At 36.5% G+C, this 18415-nt stretch carries 11 protein-coding genes and 1 riboswitch; of the genes, 3 read left to right on the plus strand and 8 right to left on the minus strand.

What is annotated here, in order from left to right; genetic code table 11:
* Positions 1-171: 171 nt before the first annotated feature.
* Together ACFX4I_RS23535 and mgtE are read right to left on the minus strand one after the other, a co-directional pair.
* Positions 172-1200 carry an NADP-dependent oxidoreductase gene (locus tag ACFX4I_RS23535; RefSeq protein ID WP_377423395.1) on the minus strand — a complete coding sequence of 343 codons (1029 nt, stop codon included), beginning with the start codon at positions 1198-1200 and terminating at the stop codon, positions 172-174.
* Positions 1201-1696: 496 nt separating this feature from the next.
* Positions 1697-3055 (minus strand): magnesium transporter, encoded by a 1359-nt coding sequence (mgtE, locus tag ACFX4I_RS23540; RefSeq protein WP_230302308.1) that lies wholly within the window; start codon positions 3053-3055, stop codon positions 1697-1699.
* A gap of 284 nt (positions 3056-3339) precedes the next feature.
* Positions 3340-3505, minus strand: a riboswitch (M-box (ykoK) riboswitch).
* 329 nt (positions 3506-3834) lie between these two features.
* On the opposite strand from mgtE, the gene ACFX4I_RS23545 reads away from it, so the two are divergent.
* Entirely contained in the window at positions 3835-5178 is a 1344-nt protein-coding gene (locus ACFX4I_RS23545) for an alpha/beta hydrolase family protein (RefSeq protein ID WP_377423398.1), read from the plus strand.
* An 83-nt stretch (positions 5179-5261) separates the two neighbouring features.
* Positions 5262-6008, plus strand: a complete 747-nt coding sequence (locus ACFX4I_RS23550; RefSeq protein WP_377423400.1) for a 4'-phosphopantetheinyl transferase family protein — start codon at positions 5262-5264, stop codon at positions 6006-6008.
* Between the two features lie 561 nt (positions 6009-6569).
* Here ACFX4I_RS23550 and ACFX4I_RS23555 read toward each other — a convergent pair.
* The 3 genes from ACFX4I_RS23555 to ACFX4I_RS23565 all read right to left on the minus strand — a co-directional run bounded on the left by ACFX4I_RS23555 (position 6570) and on the right by ACFX4I_RS23565 (position 13097).
* Positions 6570-7820 carry an MFS transporter gene (locus ACFX4I_RS23555; protein ID WP_230302312.1) on the minus strand — a complete coding sequence of 417 codons (1251 nt, stop codon included), beginning with the start codon at positions 7818-7820 and terminating at the stop codon, positions 6570-6572.
* Between the two features lie 25 nt (positions 7821-7845).
* On the minus strand, positions 7846-11949 hold the full coding sequence (locus ACFX4I_RS23560; RefSeq protein WP_377423403.1) for a non-ribosomal peptide synthetase family protein: 4104 nt from the start codon (positions 11947-11949) through the stop codon (positions 7846-7848).
* Positions 11950-12068: 119 nt separating this feature from the next.
* Positions 12069-13097 carry a hypothetical protein gene (locus ACFX4I_RS23565; RefSeq protein WP_230302314.1) on the minus strand — a complete coding sequence of 343 codons (1029 nt, stop codon included), beginning with the start codon at positions 13095-13097 and terminating at the stop codon, positions 12069-12071.
* A gap of 1636 nt (positions 13098-14733) precedes the next feature.
* Here ACFX4I_RS23565 and ACFX4I_RS23570 point away from each other — a divergent pair.
* Positions 14734-14862 carry a hypothetical protein gene (locus ACFX4I_RS23570; RefSeq protein WP_255256698.1) on the plus strand — a complete coding sequence of 43 codons (129 nt, stop codon included), beginning with the start codon at positions 14734-14736 and terminating at the stop codon, positions 14860-14862.
* A 348-nt stretch (positions 14863-15210) separates the two neighbouring features.
* Here ACFX4I_RS23570 and ACFX4I_RS23575 read toward each other — a convergent pair whose 3' ends face one another.
* Genes ACFX4I_RS23575 through ACFX4I_RS23585 form a run of 3 tightly spaced genes read right to left on the minus strand, consistent with a single transcriptional unit; the run spans position 15211 to position 18113 of the window.
* The gene (locus ACFX4I_RS23575) at positions 15211-16731 is read right to left on the minus strand and encodes a sodium:solute symporter family protein (protein WP_377423406.1); all 1521 of its coding nucleotides are present in this window, start codon (positions 16729-16731) and stop codon (positions 15211-15213) included.
* Positions 16728-16928 carry a DUF3311 domain-containing protein gene (locus tag ACFX4I_RS23580; protein ID WP_098370916.1) on the minus strand — a complete coding sequence of 67 codons (201 nt, stop codon included), beginning with the start codon at positions 16926-16928 and terminating at the stop codon, positions 16728-16730. Before ACFX4I_RS23580 ends, ACFX4I_RS23575 begins: the two co-directional genes overlap by 4 nt.
* A 12-nt stretch (positions 16929-16940) precedes the next feature.
* A complete protein-coding gene (locus ACFX4I_RS23585) occupies positions 16941-18113 on the minus strand; it encodes a M20 family metallopeptidase (protein ID WP_377423410.1) in 1173 nt (390 codons plus the stop codon).
* Positions 18114-18415: the final 302 nt, after the last annotated feature.

Raw genomic sequence — 18415 nt, forward strand, 5'->3', positions numbered from 1 at the left:
TTAATATCCTTCATATGGGATCAAAAGATACCACTAAAGGTAATGAAGGATTGTATTTTAACTTGAAAGGAAAACGGCCTTTCCCCGATAATATCGAAAAAAGGCCGCTTTTATTATAAGCTGCTCAAAAATCACAACAAAGGACCTTCCTCAGCTTTATTTCCATATAACTTATATTTGAGCGTATTTAGGTTCCGCAACTTTTACAAGCTGTTTACCGAGGTTCGTTCCTTTAAACAAACCTAAAAATGCATCAGGTGTGTTTTCGAATCCTTCAATAATCGTTTCCTCATACTTCAGCTTTCCTTCTTGAAGCCACTTACCTAAATCAGTAGCACCCTCTTGGAATCTAGCGGCATAATTTCCAACTGTGAAACCTTTCATAAGTGCACTCGTTTTGATCATCGCCGATTGCAGACGCGGTCCTAGATCTTTCCCTTCTGCATTATATGAGGAAATCGCTCCGCATAATGGAATTCGGGCATTCGCATTCAAAAGGGTGAAAACAGCATCGGACACCTCGCCGCCCACATTATCGAAATAAACATCGACTCCATCGGGAACAGCATTAGCTAAATCTGTCTTAAAACTATCTCTTTTATAATTTACGGCTCCATCAAATCCGAGCTCCTTCGTTAAGTACTCAAGTTTTTCATCTGAACCAGCGATGCCAACAACCTTCGCACCTTTAATCTTAGCAATTTGTCCGACTACTGAACCAACTGCCCCAGCCGCTCCTGAAACCACTACAGTTTCACCTTCTTGAGGTTTACCAATATCAAGCAAGCCAAAGTAAGCAGTTAAACCGGTCATTCCAAGAATCCCTAAATGAGTTGTGACCGGAGCCACCTTGGGATCAATCACGCGGATTTCCTTTTCGGTGACAACTGTGTATTCTGCCCAGTCGATATTCCCAACGACGACATCCCCTTGTTTGAAGGAATTCGATTTGGACTCCACAACTTCAGCTACCACTCCACCCGTGATAACCTTATTCAATTCAAATGGAGCAATATATGATTTGGTATCTTGCATTCTGCCACGCATGTATGGATCGACAGATAAATATAGTGTACGTACTAAAATTTCATTATCCTTTGGTGTGGGAACTTGAGCCTCAACAAAGTTAAAATCCCCTTTCGAAGGCATACCTTTTGGACGGTTTGCCAGGGTGATCATTTGTTGTTTGGTTTGTGTCATCATTGTTCCTCCTTGGTTTTGAATACGTAATTTCGAAAAGAAGCGTATCACTGATGAAGTTCATAGGTCAAAGAATATGATTGGCTATTGCTTCCATAACACTCTTTATGTAGCCTTCCCTGAAAATCCTAAACTTGCTACGACCTATTATGTCCCATGTTTTTCATTCATATAAAGGTAATCATGAAATGGCTTTGTTACCTTCAATGTTCATTTTAAGAATAAATAATGTACGTAGACTTCTTCCATATACGGTTCGCTTCCTGGAGAATTTAACGGCCTTTCCCCAATTTGGATACCGAGAAAAGGCCGAAGCTTGATATACACTATTTTTTGGTCTGTTTGGCAAATGTTCAAGCTCAGCAGCTACTTTTTTTCTTCTTATATATTCCCGATTTAAAACGTCGGCCTGGACAGTTTGTACCGAAATCATTGAGACTATGTTCGCCCTTGAAAAATCTTTGCAAGCGTATGTGAACTTGGTTTTAATGATAGTCTACATCAATTTTGAAATAAACATCGTTGCAATTCCAAAGTAAATAAGTAACGAAAGTATATCATTCAGTGTTGTAATTAGCGGACCAGAAGCAACTGCAGGATCGATGTTTAATTTATATAATATCAAAGGAATAATGGTCCCAGCTAATGTCCCGATAATCAGGGTCATCACTAACGAACTTCCAACCACTAATCCCAGAACGGGATTTCCCTGCCAAACATAAGCTATGATGGAAATTAATATTCCACAGGTAATACCTATTATCAATCCAACTTTCAGTTCCCGTATAATAAGTCTGGTTACGACACCTTTATCCGTATCACTAGTGATTAGGCCTCTTACAACAACAGCTAAAGATTGAGTACCTGTATTTCCAGTCATCCCTGCGATCATCGGCATAAAGAAAGCAAGTGCAACAACTTTGGACAATGTTTCTTCAAAACCGCTTATTATAGTTCCGGACACTAAGCCGATAAATAAAAGTAAAATAAGCCAGGGTAGCCGACGATATGCGGCCACGTGCGCCTTCGTGTCAAAGTCTATAGCTTTACCGGAAGCCGATAATTTTTCAATATCTTCATTCGCTTCCTTAATGACAACATCAATAATATCATCGACGGTTACAATTCCTAATAACTCATGATTTTTTTCAACTACAGGAATTGCTAAAAAATCATATCGCTCAATAACACGAGCTACCTCTTCTTGGTCTTCATAAGCAGATACGGAGATAACCCGGCTATACATAATATCTTGAATTTTTTCAGATTCATCATTTATTATTAAATCCCGATATGACACAACACCTACTAATTTTTTATCATTATCTATTACATAAAGATAGTTGATCGTTTCCGAAAACTCCGCAAAGATTTTCAGCTTTTCAACTGATTCTCGAACCGTATAGTGTTGGGGTATCCATACAAAACGGTTTGTCATTATTCGCCCGGCCGTTTCAGGGGGATAATTCATGATATTTTGAACGATTTTTGATTCTTCTTGTTTCATACCTGAAAGAAGTTCTTCAATTTTTCCAGGGGATAGGTCTTCTAACAATGAAGCTAGGTCATCATTATCCATTAGGTCCATTACATGGCCGGATTTCTCTATTCCTAATTTACTAAGGATTTTTAATTGATGTACTTTTTCAACTTCTTGAATCAGTTCAGCGATTTGTTCTGAATCAAGTAATAACAAGAAACGTGTATGGTGTTTTTCTGGAAGCCCCTCAAAAATTCGCGCAATGTCATATGGTTGGAGTTCTTCTAATATTGCTTGAAATTCTTTCTTTTTTCCTTCTTTTAATACTTTTATGATTTGTAAAGTTATTTGATCTTCCGTCAGGATTTTTATCATTTCGTCACTCACTCCTTTTTAGGGGAGCCAAAAAATATTTCCCTTAAATATTAAGAGTAAAAAAAATATTATTATTCCCCTTCCAAATTCTTTGTGTTCATTCAATTCTCATTAAGCTTCGAATATATCGTCGTGAATAGTCCCCCACTATCCTCACCTCCAGGAAAAAAATAAAAACACCTCCATTACAAATGAAGGTGTTAAATACGGTTTATATGCGTACATTGTCTGGTTGACAAATACAAACAGTCGTATATGACTGCATGACAAATACAAGCATAAATCCAGTTCCTCCATTCGTAGAGCTTTAGCACTGTGTGGCATAGGACAAAGCCAGCTACATTAAAAACCACCTTATGTCGATGGTTTCTGTTGACCCATTGGCGTCTTTCGACATTTTTGGGCAGTAGCGTATCTCCTACACAGGAGCCTCACCTAACGAGGATATTTAATTTACAAATCCACTTTAAAAGAGTTTCTTTTAGATGTCAATGTTTAATTCAAATAATTCTTTAACCTAATATCTCACCTTTAAAAGAGTACCGTGAGAACAACACGACTTAAGCGCTCTCGATTAAGACGGTCTGATTGAACGTCTCTTCGATATTTTTTTAAAAAACGTCCTCTTCAAAGCTGCAATTGCCACCATAAAAGGATAAACCCGAAAAATAAGCACCATATTAAGGGAAAATATTGGAATTTTATATTAAAAATTCCTTATAATGAAGACGGGTATCCAATGACTGAGTCTAATTATTTTAAGAAAGGAACTGGCTCAAATGAAAAGACTTTTGTCGATTATATGTATTATCGTAAGTGCTGCTTTATTAATGGCAGGTTGCAGAACCAAGGACGAGGTACAGGTGGAAGAGAAATCGGATGAAGTGAGCTCGTTGAAAGCTATTGAAGGCAGGTGGGAGGGAGATATTAAGATTCCAAATCAAGCGCTTCCAATCATTGTTTATTTTTCGGAGAAAGATGGAACGATAAGTATTCCTGTACAAGGGTTGAACGAATTCCCCTTAACAAGTGTAAGGTTAAGTGAATCAGACTTGTTTTTTGATATGAAAATCCAAAATCAGCAAATTACGTTTGATGGGAAAATAAATCAGGAAAAGATTTCAGGAACATTCGTTCAAAAAGGGCAAGCCTTCCCCTTTGAATTGCTCAAGAAATCCGATCAGGCAGTTGAAGAAAAAGAATCAGGTGAAATCGTGCAGGCCAACTTAAAGAACGGAACCATTAAAGGCCATTTGGAAACACCAAAAAATGAAGGGCCTTTTCCTGTGATGATTATAATTGCGGGTTCTGGTCCGACCGATAAAGATGGTAACACCTTTGCAAATCCCGGAAAAAATAATAGTTTAAAAATGTTAGCCGAAAGTCTTGCAGAAAAAGGTATCGCAAGCATTAGGTATGATAAGCGCGGAATTGGTGAAAATATGCAATTGGCAGGAAAAGAAAAGGACCTAAGATTTGAACAATATATTGAGGATGCAGCTGCTTGGGCTCAATTTGCCAAAAAGGATGGCCGTTTTTCCAAAGTCGGCATCATCGGCCATAGTGAAGGCTCTTTAATTGGGATGGCAGCCGCAAAGAAAACAGAAACTGACATATTCATTTCATTGGCGGGTGCAGGCGAACCCATTGACCAAGTACTCATTAAACAGCTTGAAGAGCAACTGACACCGACGTTATTAACGGAATCCAAAGATATACTGGCAAAGCTAAAACAAGGAAAACAAGTCGGGACTGTCAGTGCTGATTTGCAAAGTGTATTCCGTCCTTCTGTTCAACCTTACATGATTTCATGGATTCAATATAACCCGATAGAATTAGTAAAGGAACTGAATATCCCTGTTCTGATCGTAAACGGTAATAGAGATATCCAGGTGCCGGCAACTAACGCAAAAGCGTTACATAAAGAAAAAAGCGATTCTGAATTACTTATCCTTGAAAAGATGAATCATGTATTGAAAGAAGCCCCTGCAGATCGAAAGGGAAATTTAGCAACCTATACAAATCCTGAACTGCCATTATCCCCTGGATTGATGAATGGAATCATTGAATTTTTAAACAAAAATGACATCACCAGTAATGACAGTCATAAAAATAACAATTGAGAATTGTGTCTCCCCTGGATTTGGCAAAGATCACTCAAATGATTCTTGTGCTTACAATATTAAGGTAAATAAGGAGATCAAAATTGAAGATTATCGCTTTAAAATTACCAATTGATTTGAATGAAAATACTTATGAAGAAATGCTCGATTTGTGTCCTCGACAAAGACAATTGAGCATACACAAATTACAAAAGATAAAGGATAAATACCGTTCTTTATTTGGGGAGCTATTAGCTAAGTGGTTCATAAGTGACAGTTTAAAAGATCCATTTCAAAATATCCAATTTGTCTTAGGTGAAAATGGGAAACCCCATCTAGCCGGAGGAAGAATTCACTTTAATATTTCTCATTCAGGTGATTGGGTTGTTGTTGGCATTCATAATGATTCCATAGGCGTTGATATAGAAGAGGTCAAAGATTTCAACATCTATGAAATTGCCAAAAGTACTTTTAGCAGTGAAGAACTAATGTATTTAATTAAATCACCCAAAGCTAATCAAATCGAAATTTTCTTCAAAATGTGGACGCTGAAGGAAAGCTGGTTAAAATGTATAGGTTCAGGTTTTTTGGTTCCCCCAAATACTTTTTCAATCTTGAATAGAAGGAATCGTTATAGTTTAGAAATACCAACTGAGGAATTTTCAAAATTAAAAACACTAGGTTTAAAAATTGGAAATACGTCTGACTATCGTTTTAAGTTGTATCATCTTGGACCTGGGTATCCCATAAGTGTTTGTATTAATAACGGAAATGAAAATCATTTCGAATTCCCTGATAATATCGATATTATAGAATTGAATAGTTTAATAAATGAGTTAAAACCACTTTAATAACTTTGTAAAAGTCAAATAAACAAAAGGCAGAATATTTCTGCCTTTTGTTTCAGACTGTAGACAAACTCGATTTTCATCGAGTGTTTTGTCTACAGTTTTTTTAGGGGTTTGTACAATTTGAACGTTGATTTCCTCTCCAGGCACTCGCTTTCCGCGGGCGGTCCGGGAGCCTCCTCGGCGCCTTTGCGCTCGCGGGGTCTCCCCTGGACGCGCTTTTCTAAGCAGGAGTCTCGCACACCCGCTCCAATCAACTTTGTTTACTATTAGAAAGAACCCTTTTGCCTAAAGTCTTTATTGCTTTAATAGAATTATTAAAACTTGAGGTGATGAGGATGTTTTCTAAACATGATTCTATTCAGCGAGATCAACTGGTGCCATCGAACCATTTGGTTCGTAAAATTGATGCTGCCATTAATTTAAAGAAGATGGCCAATTTGAGGGTCCAAAAATGGCCTAACATAGTGGGCTCGTAGAGCCCCAATCTCTTAACTTTAGGTGAAAATTCAAAGAGAATTTCAAAAGGGGTTCGGAATTTTTTAATTCCGAACCCCTTTTGTTTTATATTTTTTCCGAGATACTATGACCCACTTTTGAATTATAAGCCAATATTCTTTTTTGAAAGAGCATGAAAAATAAAAAAGCGCTTATTAAGGAAGAAAAAGCAGCGACCAGAAAAGCTCCCTCATGCCGAATTAATGGTACAAATGCCAGTAACTGTGGAGCAAATATTCGACTTATTGAATATCGAATATTTGCCGCAGCAAAGTACTGTGCTTTTTGGTTAGCAGGTGCGATACCAGCAATGTAAGAATCCTGTGTACTAACAACAAGTAATTCAGCTATTGTAAGGATTAAGACTCCTATAAAAAAACCTAAATAGTTTTGAGAAAAGCCAAAGATAACCATGGAGAAAGCATACAATATACTGGAACCTACAAACCCAAAACGCGTGCTATACTTTGAAGAAAGTCTAGCAGCCATGCTACCTAAAATAATTACCAAGATGCCATTCGTCATTAACAATGAAGCATAGTTTTGAGAAGCATTAATTGAAAAGCCGAATATTGATGTACTTTTAGTTAAACTATCTAGTAAAGTTGAAGGAAGCAATATTTCTAACTGCATGAAAGCTTGAGCTGCAAATACACTGGCAACAACAAAAATTAAAAGACGTTTATCTTTTCCTATAAGGACTACCGCTTTTGTAAACTTACCATTTGAATCTATTCTTTGTTCAGTGCCTAATTTTCTATTAACCTGAAATTCTGGAGTTTTCCATAGTGATATATATACTAAAGTCAGAACAGATACTAAGGATATACCGATAAACCAAATAGGCATAGAGTCAAATATAAAACTTCCTATAAGAGGACCAAGCGTCACCGCAACATTAAATATCTGGTAGGTTAATACATAAGCTTTTTTTTGTTCCTTTTCATCGAGCCAATCTGATATATAAGCTCTTCCAGCAGGTAAGTATGAAGAATAGGCTATACTCATTAAACCGAAGCTACCAAATACCATTATATTACTTTCGACTATTCTTCCAATGATAAATAATATAGTCGCAACTAGAAAACCTATACTTGAAGATATCATCATAGGTCTTCTACCTATCCTATCTGCAAAGATCCCGCCCCAGATACCTGATATTACACCCAATACTGAAATTATGGCTAAGCCAACAGATGCTAGGTAAGGGTTCCAAGCATCGTTTAAATATAAAACAATAAATGGAAATAGCATATAAAATAAAGTGTTTTGAATACCCTCAGCAAAAAATCTCCAACGTATTTGATATTTTTTCATACTAAAAACCCTTTTTCCTTAAATTTTATACATATCTAATAGATGCAACTTGTTCCATAATAATTTCAGCAACATTTTCAGCATTTGGAGATTTATAGATCGTAAAATGTTGAGCTGGAACTGAACGCACTGTTAGATCTCCAGCCAAGTAATTTTCCCAACCTACAGTGGTATCATGCTCATTTTCTTCAGCTCGTATAAACAGAACTTTCCCATAAAAAGATCCAGATATATTGTATCGATGAATAGCGATATTATTTGCTTCCCAAATTCCCAAGCCACTCTTAACATCCTCAACTTCTGCGTCCATATGGAGATGACCGCCATCTTTTCCTAAGTTTAAAAGGAATTCCAATAGTTCTTCTTTGCCCATATGGGTTAACTCATCAGGAATAAACTTATCATTTGCTCCATTAGTAAACTTTAATGCATATGAATTAACAAACTCCATTTTGTCGAACTCACGGGCTTTACTGAAATGACAGTCTAATAATGTTAACAAACCAACGTCTCTTCCTTCAGCCTCAAAGGAACGAGCTATTTCATAAGCCACATTACCCCCAAACGAATAACCCGTAATATAATAAGGCCCTTCTTGTTGAACAGATAAAATATAAGAAGCATATCGTTTAGCCATATTTAATAAATCATCTTCAAATTTATCACTTTCAGGAATCTCTGCACTTTCAATTCCCCATACATCAAACATTTTGTTTAATTCCGTAGCCATTTCTTTATAACACCAAAGTGCTCCGCCAGCTGGGTGAATAAACCATATTTTTTGACGGTTCACAGCTGGTGAGACGTGCACTACGCCATTGGGTTTAATGGAGTTTGTTATAACATGAGCTATTCCTTGTATAGTGGGATAATCAAAGACGATAGATACTGGCAAAGTTAGCTCAAATTTCTTATTTAGTTGAGCAATGAATTTCATGGCTAACAACGAATGACCACCTATTTCAAAAAAGTTACTATTTAAATTGTGGTCTGAGTTTCTGAAGATATCCTTCCATATATTTTGAACTTTTATTAAAGTTTCTTTATCTGCATGATAGATTTTGTCATTTTCTATCGTGGTAGCTTCAATACTATTTTCTTGGATTTCTAATTTAATTGTTTCATCAGCTATTTTTTGCATTTGAGAAATCCATTCTTGCTTCACTTCTGAGATTACATTATCCGTAAATAAGTCGTTACAGTATTCTATTGTGAATGTTGAATTCTCTCCATCATGTTCTATGATAAAACTAAGATCGCATTTAGAAGTATCACTTAAAAGCGATTCCATTTTAAATTGAGTATAGGGTTGCTTTTTCAAAAATCTATTATATACAAACATCACTTGAAATAGTGGCCGATAGTCACTATTTCTACTCTTTACAACAGACTGAATAATTTTTTCAATTGGAATATGCTCATACTTTATTATCTCAGCATAATCCTGTGCAATCTTTTCGGAAATACTATTTAATGTAGCATCCTCAGTAAAGTTAATTCTAAATGGTACAACATTAACATAATTTCCAATCGCTTCAAAATCCTGTTCATAAGTTCTATTAGCTACCGGTACCCCAATGCAGATATCTCGTTGACCACTCATTCTGGCAAGGACATAAGCTGCCATTGCTAGATGAATGGAGAATTCTGTAATTGATGTATTCTGGCTAAAAGAAAGTATCTTTTGTTCTAGTTCTTTTGTTAGTGAAAACTTTATCTGTTTTCCATTTATTGTTTGGGTGCTGCCCTTCATCATACTTGTTGAGAATCTTGATTTATTTGGAATCTGATCTAGATACTCCTCCCAAAATTTAAGACCATTACTGAAATCCATTGAATTTTGATTATGTGCAAATTGGAAAAATGCAGCTTTCATTTCCTTATTTTCCACTAGATCAGTTTCAATAAGTTCATGTAACTCGTCTACAAATAATTGAGATGACCAACCATCAACTATTAGATGATGGAAAGTCAATAATAAATATTCCGCCTTGTCAGTACTAAATAATGAGGCACGAAATCCTCCCTTATTGAATTCAAATTTCCTTTCTGCTTCAGTTTGAATTACTTTTCTTAAGTTCGCTTCCGTAACTGAGTATTTAATCATTTCAGAATTCAATGAACCATCATATTTCTGGATATATTCACCATTGTCAGTTAAAATAATTCGTGATGATAAAATTGGATGTCTTCTTCGTAAATAGGAAATTGCTTTTTCTATTTTTGTGGTTTTACCTATTTCAAAGTTCAACAGAAACGCTATATGATATTGAGATGCTCCTTCCTCTTGTTCAAAGAATAGTATCCCCTGTTGTCCCAAAGATAATGGAGCTTCAAGATTAGCATCAAATTTTTGTTTCTTCTTGTCCAGTTTCTTAGGTACTACAGTATTCTTGCCATTCTTTAAACTATTCTTTTTTAGATAATCTGCTTGTTTTCGAATTGTTGGATACAAAAAGACAAATCCATGTGTTAACGATATCTGAAACTCAGTGGAAAGAAGGTTTGCGAGCCGAATTGCTTGTAATGAATGTCCTCCTACTGAGGCAAATGACGTGGTAGCAGAATGAATTTTTTCTCCAATGACATCTTCCCAAATATTCGCAATAACTTGCTCCCATTTATCATGAAGTCCGTCAAAATTATTATTACTTCTAAACGGTATCAAAGATAATTCTCGTCGATTCATTTTCCCATTCTCTAAATATGGGAAACTATCCATCTGAACAAAAAAATTAGGAATCATATATGAAGGCAAACGTTTTTCAATATAGCTTCTTAACTCACTCTCATCCCAAGACTTAGAATCACAACGTATATAAGCTACAAGCCATTGTTCTTCAACTTCTTCACGAACCTCTACAACTATGTCTTTTACGAAAGAAACTTCTCGGATGGTTTCTTCAATTTCACCAAGTTCTATACGAAGGCCCCTTAACTTTATTTGTAAATCTTTACGGCCTCGAAATTCGTAATTACCATCTTCTCTAATATAAACAAGATCTCCAGTGAGGTAAGACAATTGACCTGTAGAAGGACATATAATGAACTTCTCTTTTGTAACATCGGGAAGACCAAAATACCCCAACGCTAGACCTTCACCGGAAATCAGTAGTTCTCCTTCGCAACCAGTACCCAATATATTCATCTCTTCATCCACAACATGTACTGAAGCATTATCGATTGGCTGTCCCAAATCAATTTCTCTAAAAAGATGATTTTCATCTGGCAAACAAACTCTATAAGTAGTATCAATAGCTGCTTCAGTAGGACCATATAAATTTATAATCGGTATTGGTAAATTCTTTTGGATTTTCTTTACTAATGATGTTTGCAATGATTCTCCGCCACAAAACAAAAGACGTAAAGATGTAAAATCAGATAATAATTCTAGTTCTGACAATAATTTAAGTACAGTTGGTACAAACTGTACAACTGTCACTTCATGCCTTTTGATATCAGTTGCAATATCAAATGGGTTGGATGAACCAATAACCATGGTAGCACCCGACGATAGTGGTGCAAATATCTCCCAAACGGAAGCATCGAATCCCGATGCAGTTTTTTGTAAAAAAACATCATCTTTTGTCCAAGCAAATTCTTTTTGCATCCATTGCATATGATTGACAATGGCACGATGCGGGATAACTACACCCTTTGGTCTTCCGGTTGAACCCGATGTGAAAATAATATAGGCTGGTGTTTCATCATTAATCAGAACTATTGGAGGATCTTCCGCTCTAATTTTAGAATGAACACTTAAATCTATTGAATTTCGGTTAACGGTTAAATCTGGAACAGATCCGTCAGTCATTAATACATTAACTTCAGCTTTTTCAATACAATATCTCAGTCTGTCTAATGGATAAGAAGGGTCAAGTGGTACATAAGCGGCACCCGACTTTAGCGTTGCAAGCATAGCTACTATCAATGAAATGGACCTTTCTGATGCAATAGCAACCCGGTCTCCCTCGTTAATACCCTTCTTTACAAGCAAATGAGCAAGAGCATTTGCCCAATTATCTAATTCTTTATATGTTATAACCATATCTTTATCTTTTATTGCAATGTTATTTGGATATATAGTTACCATAAGTTCAAAAGTATTTTGAAGAAACCTATTATTCATAATAATTTAGCGTATTGGTAAATCAATAACGCTGTCCTCCTTTGGGTTACTTTAGTATGTATGTTAAATTTAAAGCTATTTTAAACCTGTCGGGAGTCAACTCCCGACAGATCTATTATTTATCCATTTACAATGCAATCTGTACCATCTACATAGTGCTCTTTGTGTTCATCTAAATTCCACAAATTAACGGTTTTCATTATCCAACGAGCTCTTTGCTTTTCCACATCTGTTATCTCTTCAACATCCTTACCATGAATAGAATGATTGTTTGACAAAGAGATAAATTCACCTGCTTTTAGTAGGTGTGGAGCCTTTAATTCATGTAGTAAAACTTTTATTTTATCTACAACTTCCTGGGCTTCTTCTGTAAGACCGACTGTCCGATTTTCAAAATATGCAATATCAAATTCTTCTTCATTTAATAGGATAGCGTGATTTTTTGCACGCCCTAATTCAGTACGATTACCATATGTCGATAAATCATCAAAAGGTGTATAGAATAGTTCTTGACGCATCAAATTTAAATCCGAAGGATCAAGTTTCTGAATTAAATCAATATTTTTGACGAAGGTTGTAAAAATTTGATTTCCTTCATAGGCCCTCATTGATAACATATTCACAAAATCAGGGCGAACGAAATGATTTGCTAAGTCTTTATGGAATCCTAAAGCTACCAGTGCTTTTTGTGATTGTGTTTCCGATAAAGATTTCATTGGATAGATATCTTGAAAGACATCGCCATCGTTTACATTTATATATCCAATGGCTGGCATTTCCATGACTTGAGCATAGAATTGAAGAAACCCTTCCCCAACATATGTTTTTTTAAGCTCTCTTTTTGATTGAACTGGTGATTCATGGTCAAAAATAGGAACATCTTTATCTATAGGACAGTTTTGCAGGTATAAGTATGGTTCTTCCTTCCAAATCCTATCGCCGGCAGCTTTTATTTTTTCCACAATATCTTTTATTTCATCATCGTTTTCCACAATATTTTCAATTTCTGAACGAAAGGAAGTGTAATCCTCATAGGGATTACATTTTAAATCCAAAAATTTATTTGTAAGAAGTTGATTCTCTGCATCTGTAAACACATAATCAACTTTTAATTTATTCTTCGTACTTGCATTGGTATCTACACCCATTAACTTAGCTCCAATCCTATTGATTATATTTTTACGCAGTAAATCACTAAAGTCTAGGTGCGAAAAAATCTAGCAATCTTCTGAATAATAGGGCCCTATTAATATGTAAATACGTAACATGATTGCTGGTGCTACCAAATTTTAACACGGTAGTTTTCAGAATTCAACGAATGTTATAAAAATGAATCTTCTTACTCATTACCACTCACATTAGAGCTTTTATTTATCACAGGTCAATGTCATTATTCATCATTTTCTGAACACCTGGCATGGCACTGCTACAATGAATTCAAAGGAGGATTTTGGTGTTTTGTGAAGCCAGATTTATGGTGATTGACTGCCCAGTAGATAACTGATAATTTTCCCCATTTACTTTGAGGGTACATGAAAATGATTAGGGAGCTAAATTACTTTATATGTGATTCAGTAAGGGCATCTAATCCAACCTGGAATCGACTTTTTCTTTGAATATGCACACTTCTGGAAATAGTTCTGGAGTGTAAGGAGCATCCCTTTATTGAACTTATGGAGTAAATGACATTAAAAGAACAGAAGAATACACCTATGCCCAAGCGTTTTTAATGTTTGGGAGCAACGCAATGATCGCTACTTTATACCCGGTTTCACTCTTGGAGTTTCCGATGGGCTGGGGAAATTGATATCGTCTCTTTCGGTTAGGCGGTGATCACCGTAAATGGAACAGGAACTTATGGACTGTAGTTTTGATTGGAATTAAAAGTCATCACCCAAAAGTACATATTTTTTCCTTAAGTTACAGCATAATGATCTTTCAAAATGTACATACCAAAATCAGTTTTTGTCATTCCTAAAATAGTACGTAGTATATTCTATCGAGGTAATTATTGAAAATATTGTAACTAAAAAATAGCCTTTCCTTCATCTACTTGAGGATATTCACTAGTTGGTAATGGTGAACGTCCTTTTTCAACAAAATCTTACATCCAGAAAAACAATGGTAGGTAATCTAACACAGAGGAAGATTTTGTATAAAATCATTAGTATAATTGATGAAATTACAATAAGAAAGGAAAGATTACCATGAAGATGTTTATACATGCTTTAAAATGGAATACCACATGTATCCTTGAAATCATTTATCTGTATATACTGTTCTTTTTTTCAGAGCTGCAAACTACAACTGCAAGCATATTAAAAATAAAGTAGTAATTATGTAATTTAAACCTCATGAATGAACTTATGTTAAATGATCCTCTAGTTCCGAACATTCCCTAACGATATTATATTTTATCTCCATAATCAGAACTTTCAACAGTCATAACAGCCATTTGGCACGCTTTGTCTGTATAAGGGCGAATGACACTTCCCATTGCTGATTCCAGATCGATAAACTTGGAAGGCCGACAAGCGTTTTTAGATTTTAACTCAGTCCTCTGTGACTTAATTCTTACCAACCTGACTTGATATGCAGCTTAGCCCATTTTTCAACGGGTAAAGCTAATGTCTATTCTATCTATCCATCCCTACTGAGCTACCGCTTAGGCCTTGAATGAAGGTTTTGAATATCACTTGGATAAAGATGTTCCTTTCAATTGAAAAACATAAGTTCACCAAAAAGGGACAAACTGTATTTGAAAAAAGAAAGGAGATGTGAGACATGACAAAAAAATTTAATAAAGGCAGCCGTAATCAAAATTCACCGCAATTACACGGACAAGCTCCTGTTAGCGGGGACAACAGCAAAGGAAATAAAAGAAATAAAGATCAGAGCTCTAAAACAGAGTAACTAAATGAAACAAACCGGCCATATTCAGACCGGTTTGTTTCATTTGTAGATAATCTTCTTTGTTATTGGTCAGAAAGCGATCTAAATGAACTATTTTACCTCTCGTTGATGATTAATTTGTTCCCATGGATTATCAAAATACCCCATCCCCAATTAGGTGATTTCAATTGAATTATCATGCACTGGACCAACTTGACAAAAACTACTCAATTTTTAGTGGGTCTGCATTATCAGCCATTATCCAAGCTGTAAATAGATTGCTACAATACTGTCCCCAGAAAATTTTATTGGAGGGTTATCCGTCATTTTCATCATCATATCGGAAGTGAATTTAAAAATCATGTTGAGTTAGCTATTTGATTCTTTTTGCATTAGGACCTTGTGCTCTACTGTTGATGTCTCCAAATCATCAGTATCCTGATTATTAGTAATGTTTTTTGTCATCAGACTAACCACCACTAACACTGCAATGTTAACAAATAGGGCGATAATTCCTACATTCAGGTCTTTAATTGCTTGAGGAAGGTAAGGAAACAGTTGACCGATTTTCATGTTCCCTAGTTCCATAATGGAGACTAGCACTCCTCCTGCTATAATCCCAGCAAATGCTCCATGTTTGGTTACAAAATTATTTCTCATCAAACTGGCGAAAAAGGCAGGAGCTAGTTGTGTAATAAAATTATAGGCGATTAATGCCAGACTAAAGAGGGTGTTTCCACCTTGAAAGGTCAAGTATATCCCTACAAGAGAAATCAGCGGAACCATGTATTTTACCAGTTTTGCAATCTGATTTTCCGTTGCCGTTGGAGTGAATACGCTATATACATTTTTCGCCAGCATTGTTGATATTGACATTAACAGCATGGAACTTGGCACTAGAGCGGCTAACACGCCTGTACCACCGATTAATCCCACAAACCATGGATCAAAATCCTGTTTAGTAAGCTGCAGTAAGATAAGATCGGCGTCGCCGCCTTTTAATCCAGGCATCTGTAAGATCGCTGCAAACCCGACAAAAAAGGCAAACAATAAAATCAATTGATACATTGGCATTAGGATGGCATTTTTCCGCAAGGCCTTTTCGCTTGATGCAGCATAAATAGGTGAAAACCCGTGCGGCCACATATAAAATCCAATAGCGCTTAATACAACAGTGGATATATACCACGAAACGCTCATTCCCTGATCTGGAAGTATGGTATAGTTCGGCTTTGCCTGTTCAATGGCCTCATACATAGGTTGGAGCCCGCCGTAATAATGAAGTGGGAAATAAACTCCTAAAAATACGACAATGCCAAGAATCAGAATATCCTTCAAAATAGCAGTCCTGGCAGAACCGTGAATACCGGAAACCATTACAAAAATGGTAACGCCAATTGCCCCGACCCAAATGGCTGCTGTAGAAGAGATTGCCCCATATGATGTTGCTGAAACGATATATCCTAACCCCTTCAATTGCAGGACTAAGTAGCAAGTACAAGCTATAACACCTATTACAGCAACAAGCACACCAAGATAAGGACTTTGATATTTTTTCACAAAAAAATCTGATTGGGAAACTAATTGGTGTTTCTTTGCATACTTCCAGATAGCAGGAAATGTCCAATAGGAGATCACTGTAGCCAGGCAGCCGTATGATACTATACTAAAGATGGAACCCCCTTCCCCATAAGCAGATCCACTTGCACCCAAAAAGGTAAAGGTAGTATACATTTCACCTGCGGACAAGAGGAAAATCAATAGGGCTCCCATCCCGCGTCCTCCAACCGACCATTGTTCCAAGTTCATTTCTTTCCCTTTTTTAGCCTGGATACCGATCAAAACAGAAATGACGAAAAAAAACAGGATAAAAAAAACGGCAATATTCATCTTGAATCTCCCTTCTGATTAGCAGGATCCAGTAGATAAATAATCCCCATTATACCTGTGGTCAGCACAGACCAGAGTACAATCCAAAAATGAAAAAATGGCATTCCCAGAACATAGGGAGTCACTTTATTTGTAAACAAAGCGCCCACAATAAAGCCAAGAAACGGGACAATTCCGAGCCAATATATTTTTTTCAAACTCTTAACCCCCTAGTATGTTAGATTTAACATTTTCAAAGTCCCATGAACAAATAACTTCACCCCATATTGCAGAGCCTGTTCATCGACTGTGAATTTGGGATGATGGTGAGGATAAATAATCCCTTTTTCTTCATTACGAGCTCCTATTACAATATAAGTTCCCGGAACTACTTTTTGAAAAGCAGAGAAGTCTTCACTTCCCATAATTGGCTTTAAAATCTCTCGACTTCCTTCACCAAATACTTCACAGATCGTTTCGTCCATCAATCGGGTAACTTCTTCATCATTAATGGTAGGAGCATAACCAAACTGATAATCGAATTCATAAGTAGCTCCATGTGCTTCCGTAATCCCTTTTACTATGCGTTCAATAAAGGTTGGAACGTTTTCCCTCAGTTCTGGATTGAAGCTTCGAACCGATCCACCAATGCTTACCTTACTTGGAATGACATTAATCGCACTTCCCGCATGGAACTGGGTCACTGAAACCACAAGGGCTTCCTGGGCTTCTTGATACCTCGAAACAATGTGCTGGAGATTCGATACAACCTGAGTTCCAATCGTTATGGGATCGACGGTAAGTTCAGGCTGCGAGGCGTGCCCCCCTTTACCGACCACGGTAATGTTAAAAGTATCAGCTCCCGCCATCATCGGACCGTAACTCAGACCAATTTTCCCTAAAGGAAGAGTCGACAAGAGATGGGTGCCAATGATCATATCCACTCCATCAAGCACACCGGCTTTCACCATCTCTTGAGCTCCACCGGGCGGCAGTTCCTCAGCATGTTGAAATAAAAAGCGCACCTCCCCTTTAATTTGATCCTTTAACTGTGTAAGAATTTTTGCTGTGCCAAGGAGCATCGCCGTATGCCCATCATGTCCGCAAGCATGCATAACTCCTGAATTCTGTGACACAAAGTCAAAATCATTCTCTTCTTCAATTGGAAGCGCATCCATATCTGCCCGCAGTGCAATAACCTTTCCAGGCTGCTGACCGATCAAACGAGCCATAATACTCGTCTTTGTCGGACGTGAAATTTCCAATTCACCAAAAGTTTGCAGCTTTTCATAAACAAATTGTGCTGTTTTTTCCTCCTGAAAAGACAGCTCCGGATACTTATGTAAATATCTTCTCCAAGCAACCACTTCATCTTTAACAGCCTCGATCAAATCATGAATCATTATCGTTTGAGACACCCACTCCAACCCCTTTTTCATTCAATTTACATAACTGCCCTTAATTTAGGGTAGTTTAAGGAAAAAATTCCTTAAATAGAGTATAATCTCCCTCGGTTTTTATTTCAATATTTTTTGAAAATTCCAAACTGTTTTTCGCAGTATCTAATTTTTAAATTTTTTTAATGCGACATGAAGTAGAAATAAAAAAGCACCCAAATTATGGGTGCCTCAGACTGTAGACAAACTCGATGAAAATCGAGTTTGTCTATTTTTATGGCTTGTACAATTTGGACGTTGATTTCCAC

This window comes from Peribacillus sp. YIM B13472 (genome assembly GCF_042788005.1).
GTDB lineage: Bacteria > Bacillota > Bacilli > Bacillales > DSM-1321 > Peribacillus > Peribacillus simplex_E.

Bases quoted from the DNA above. Each gene is read 5' to 3' on its own strand.
- ACFX4I_RS23565 (WP_230302314.1), bottom strand. From the start codon at position 13,097: ATGGGTGTAGATACCAATGCAAGTACGAAGAATAAATTAAAAGTTGAT.
- ACFX4I_RS23545 (WP_377423398.1), top strand. From the start codon at position 3,835: ATGAAAAGACTTTTGTCGATTATATGTATTATCGTAAGTGCTGCTTTA.
- ACFX4I_RS23560 (WP_377423403.1), bottom strand. From the start codon at position 11,949: ATGAATAATAGGTTTCTTCAAAATACTTTTGAACTTATGGTAACTATA.
- ACFX4I_RS23555 (WP_230302312.1), bottom strand. From the start codon at position 7,820: ATGAAAAAATATCAAATACGTTGGAGATTTTTTGCTGAGGGTATTCAA.
- ACFX4I_RS23585 (WP_377423410.1), bottom strand. From the start codon at position 18,113: ATGATTCATGATTTGATCGAGGCTGTTAAAGATGAAGTGGTTGCTTGG.
- mgtE (WP_230302308.1), bottom strand. From the start codon at position 3,055: ATGATAAAAATCCTGACGGAAGATCAAATAACTTTACAAATCATAAAA.
- ACFX4I_RS23575 (WP_377423406.1), bottom strand. From the start codon at position 16,731: ATGAATATTGCCGTTTTTTTTATCCTGTTTTTTTTCGTCATTTCTGTT.
- ACFX4I_RS23535 (WP_377423395.1), bottom strand. From the start codon at position 1,200: ATGACACAAACCAAACAACAAATGATCACCCTGGCAAACCGTCCAAAA.
- ACFX4I_RS23570 (WP_255256698.1), top strand. From the start codon at position 14,734: ATGACAAAAAAATTTAATAAAGGCAGCCGTAATCAAAATTCACCGCAA.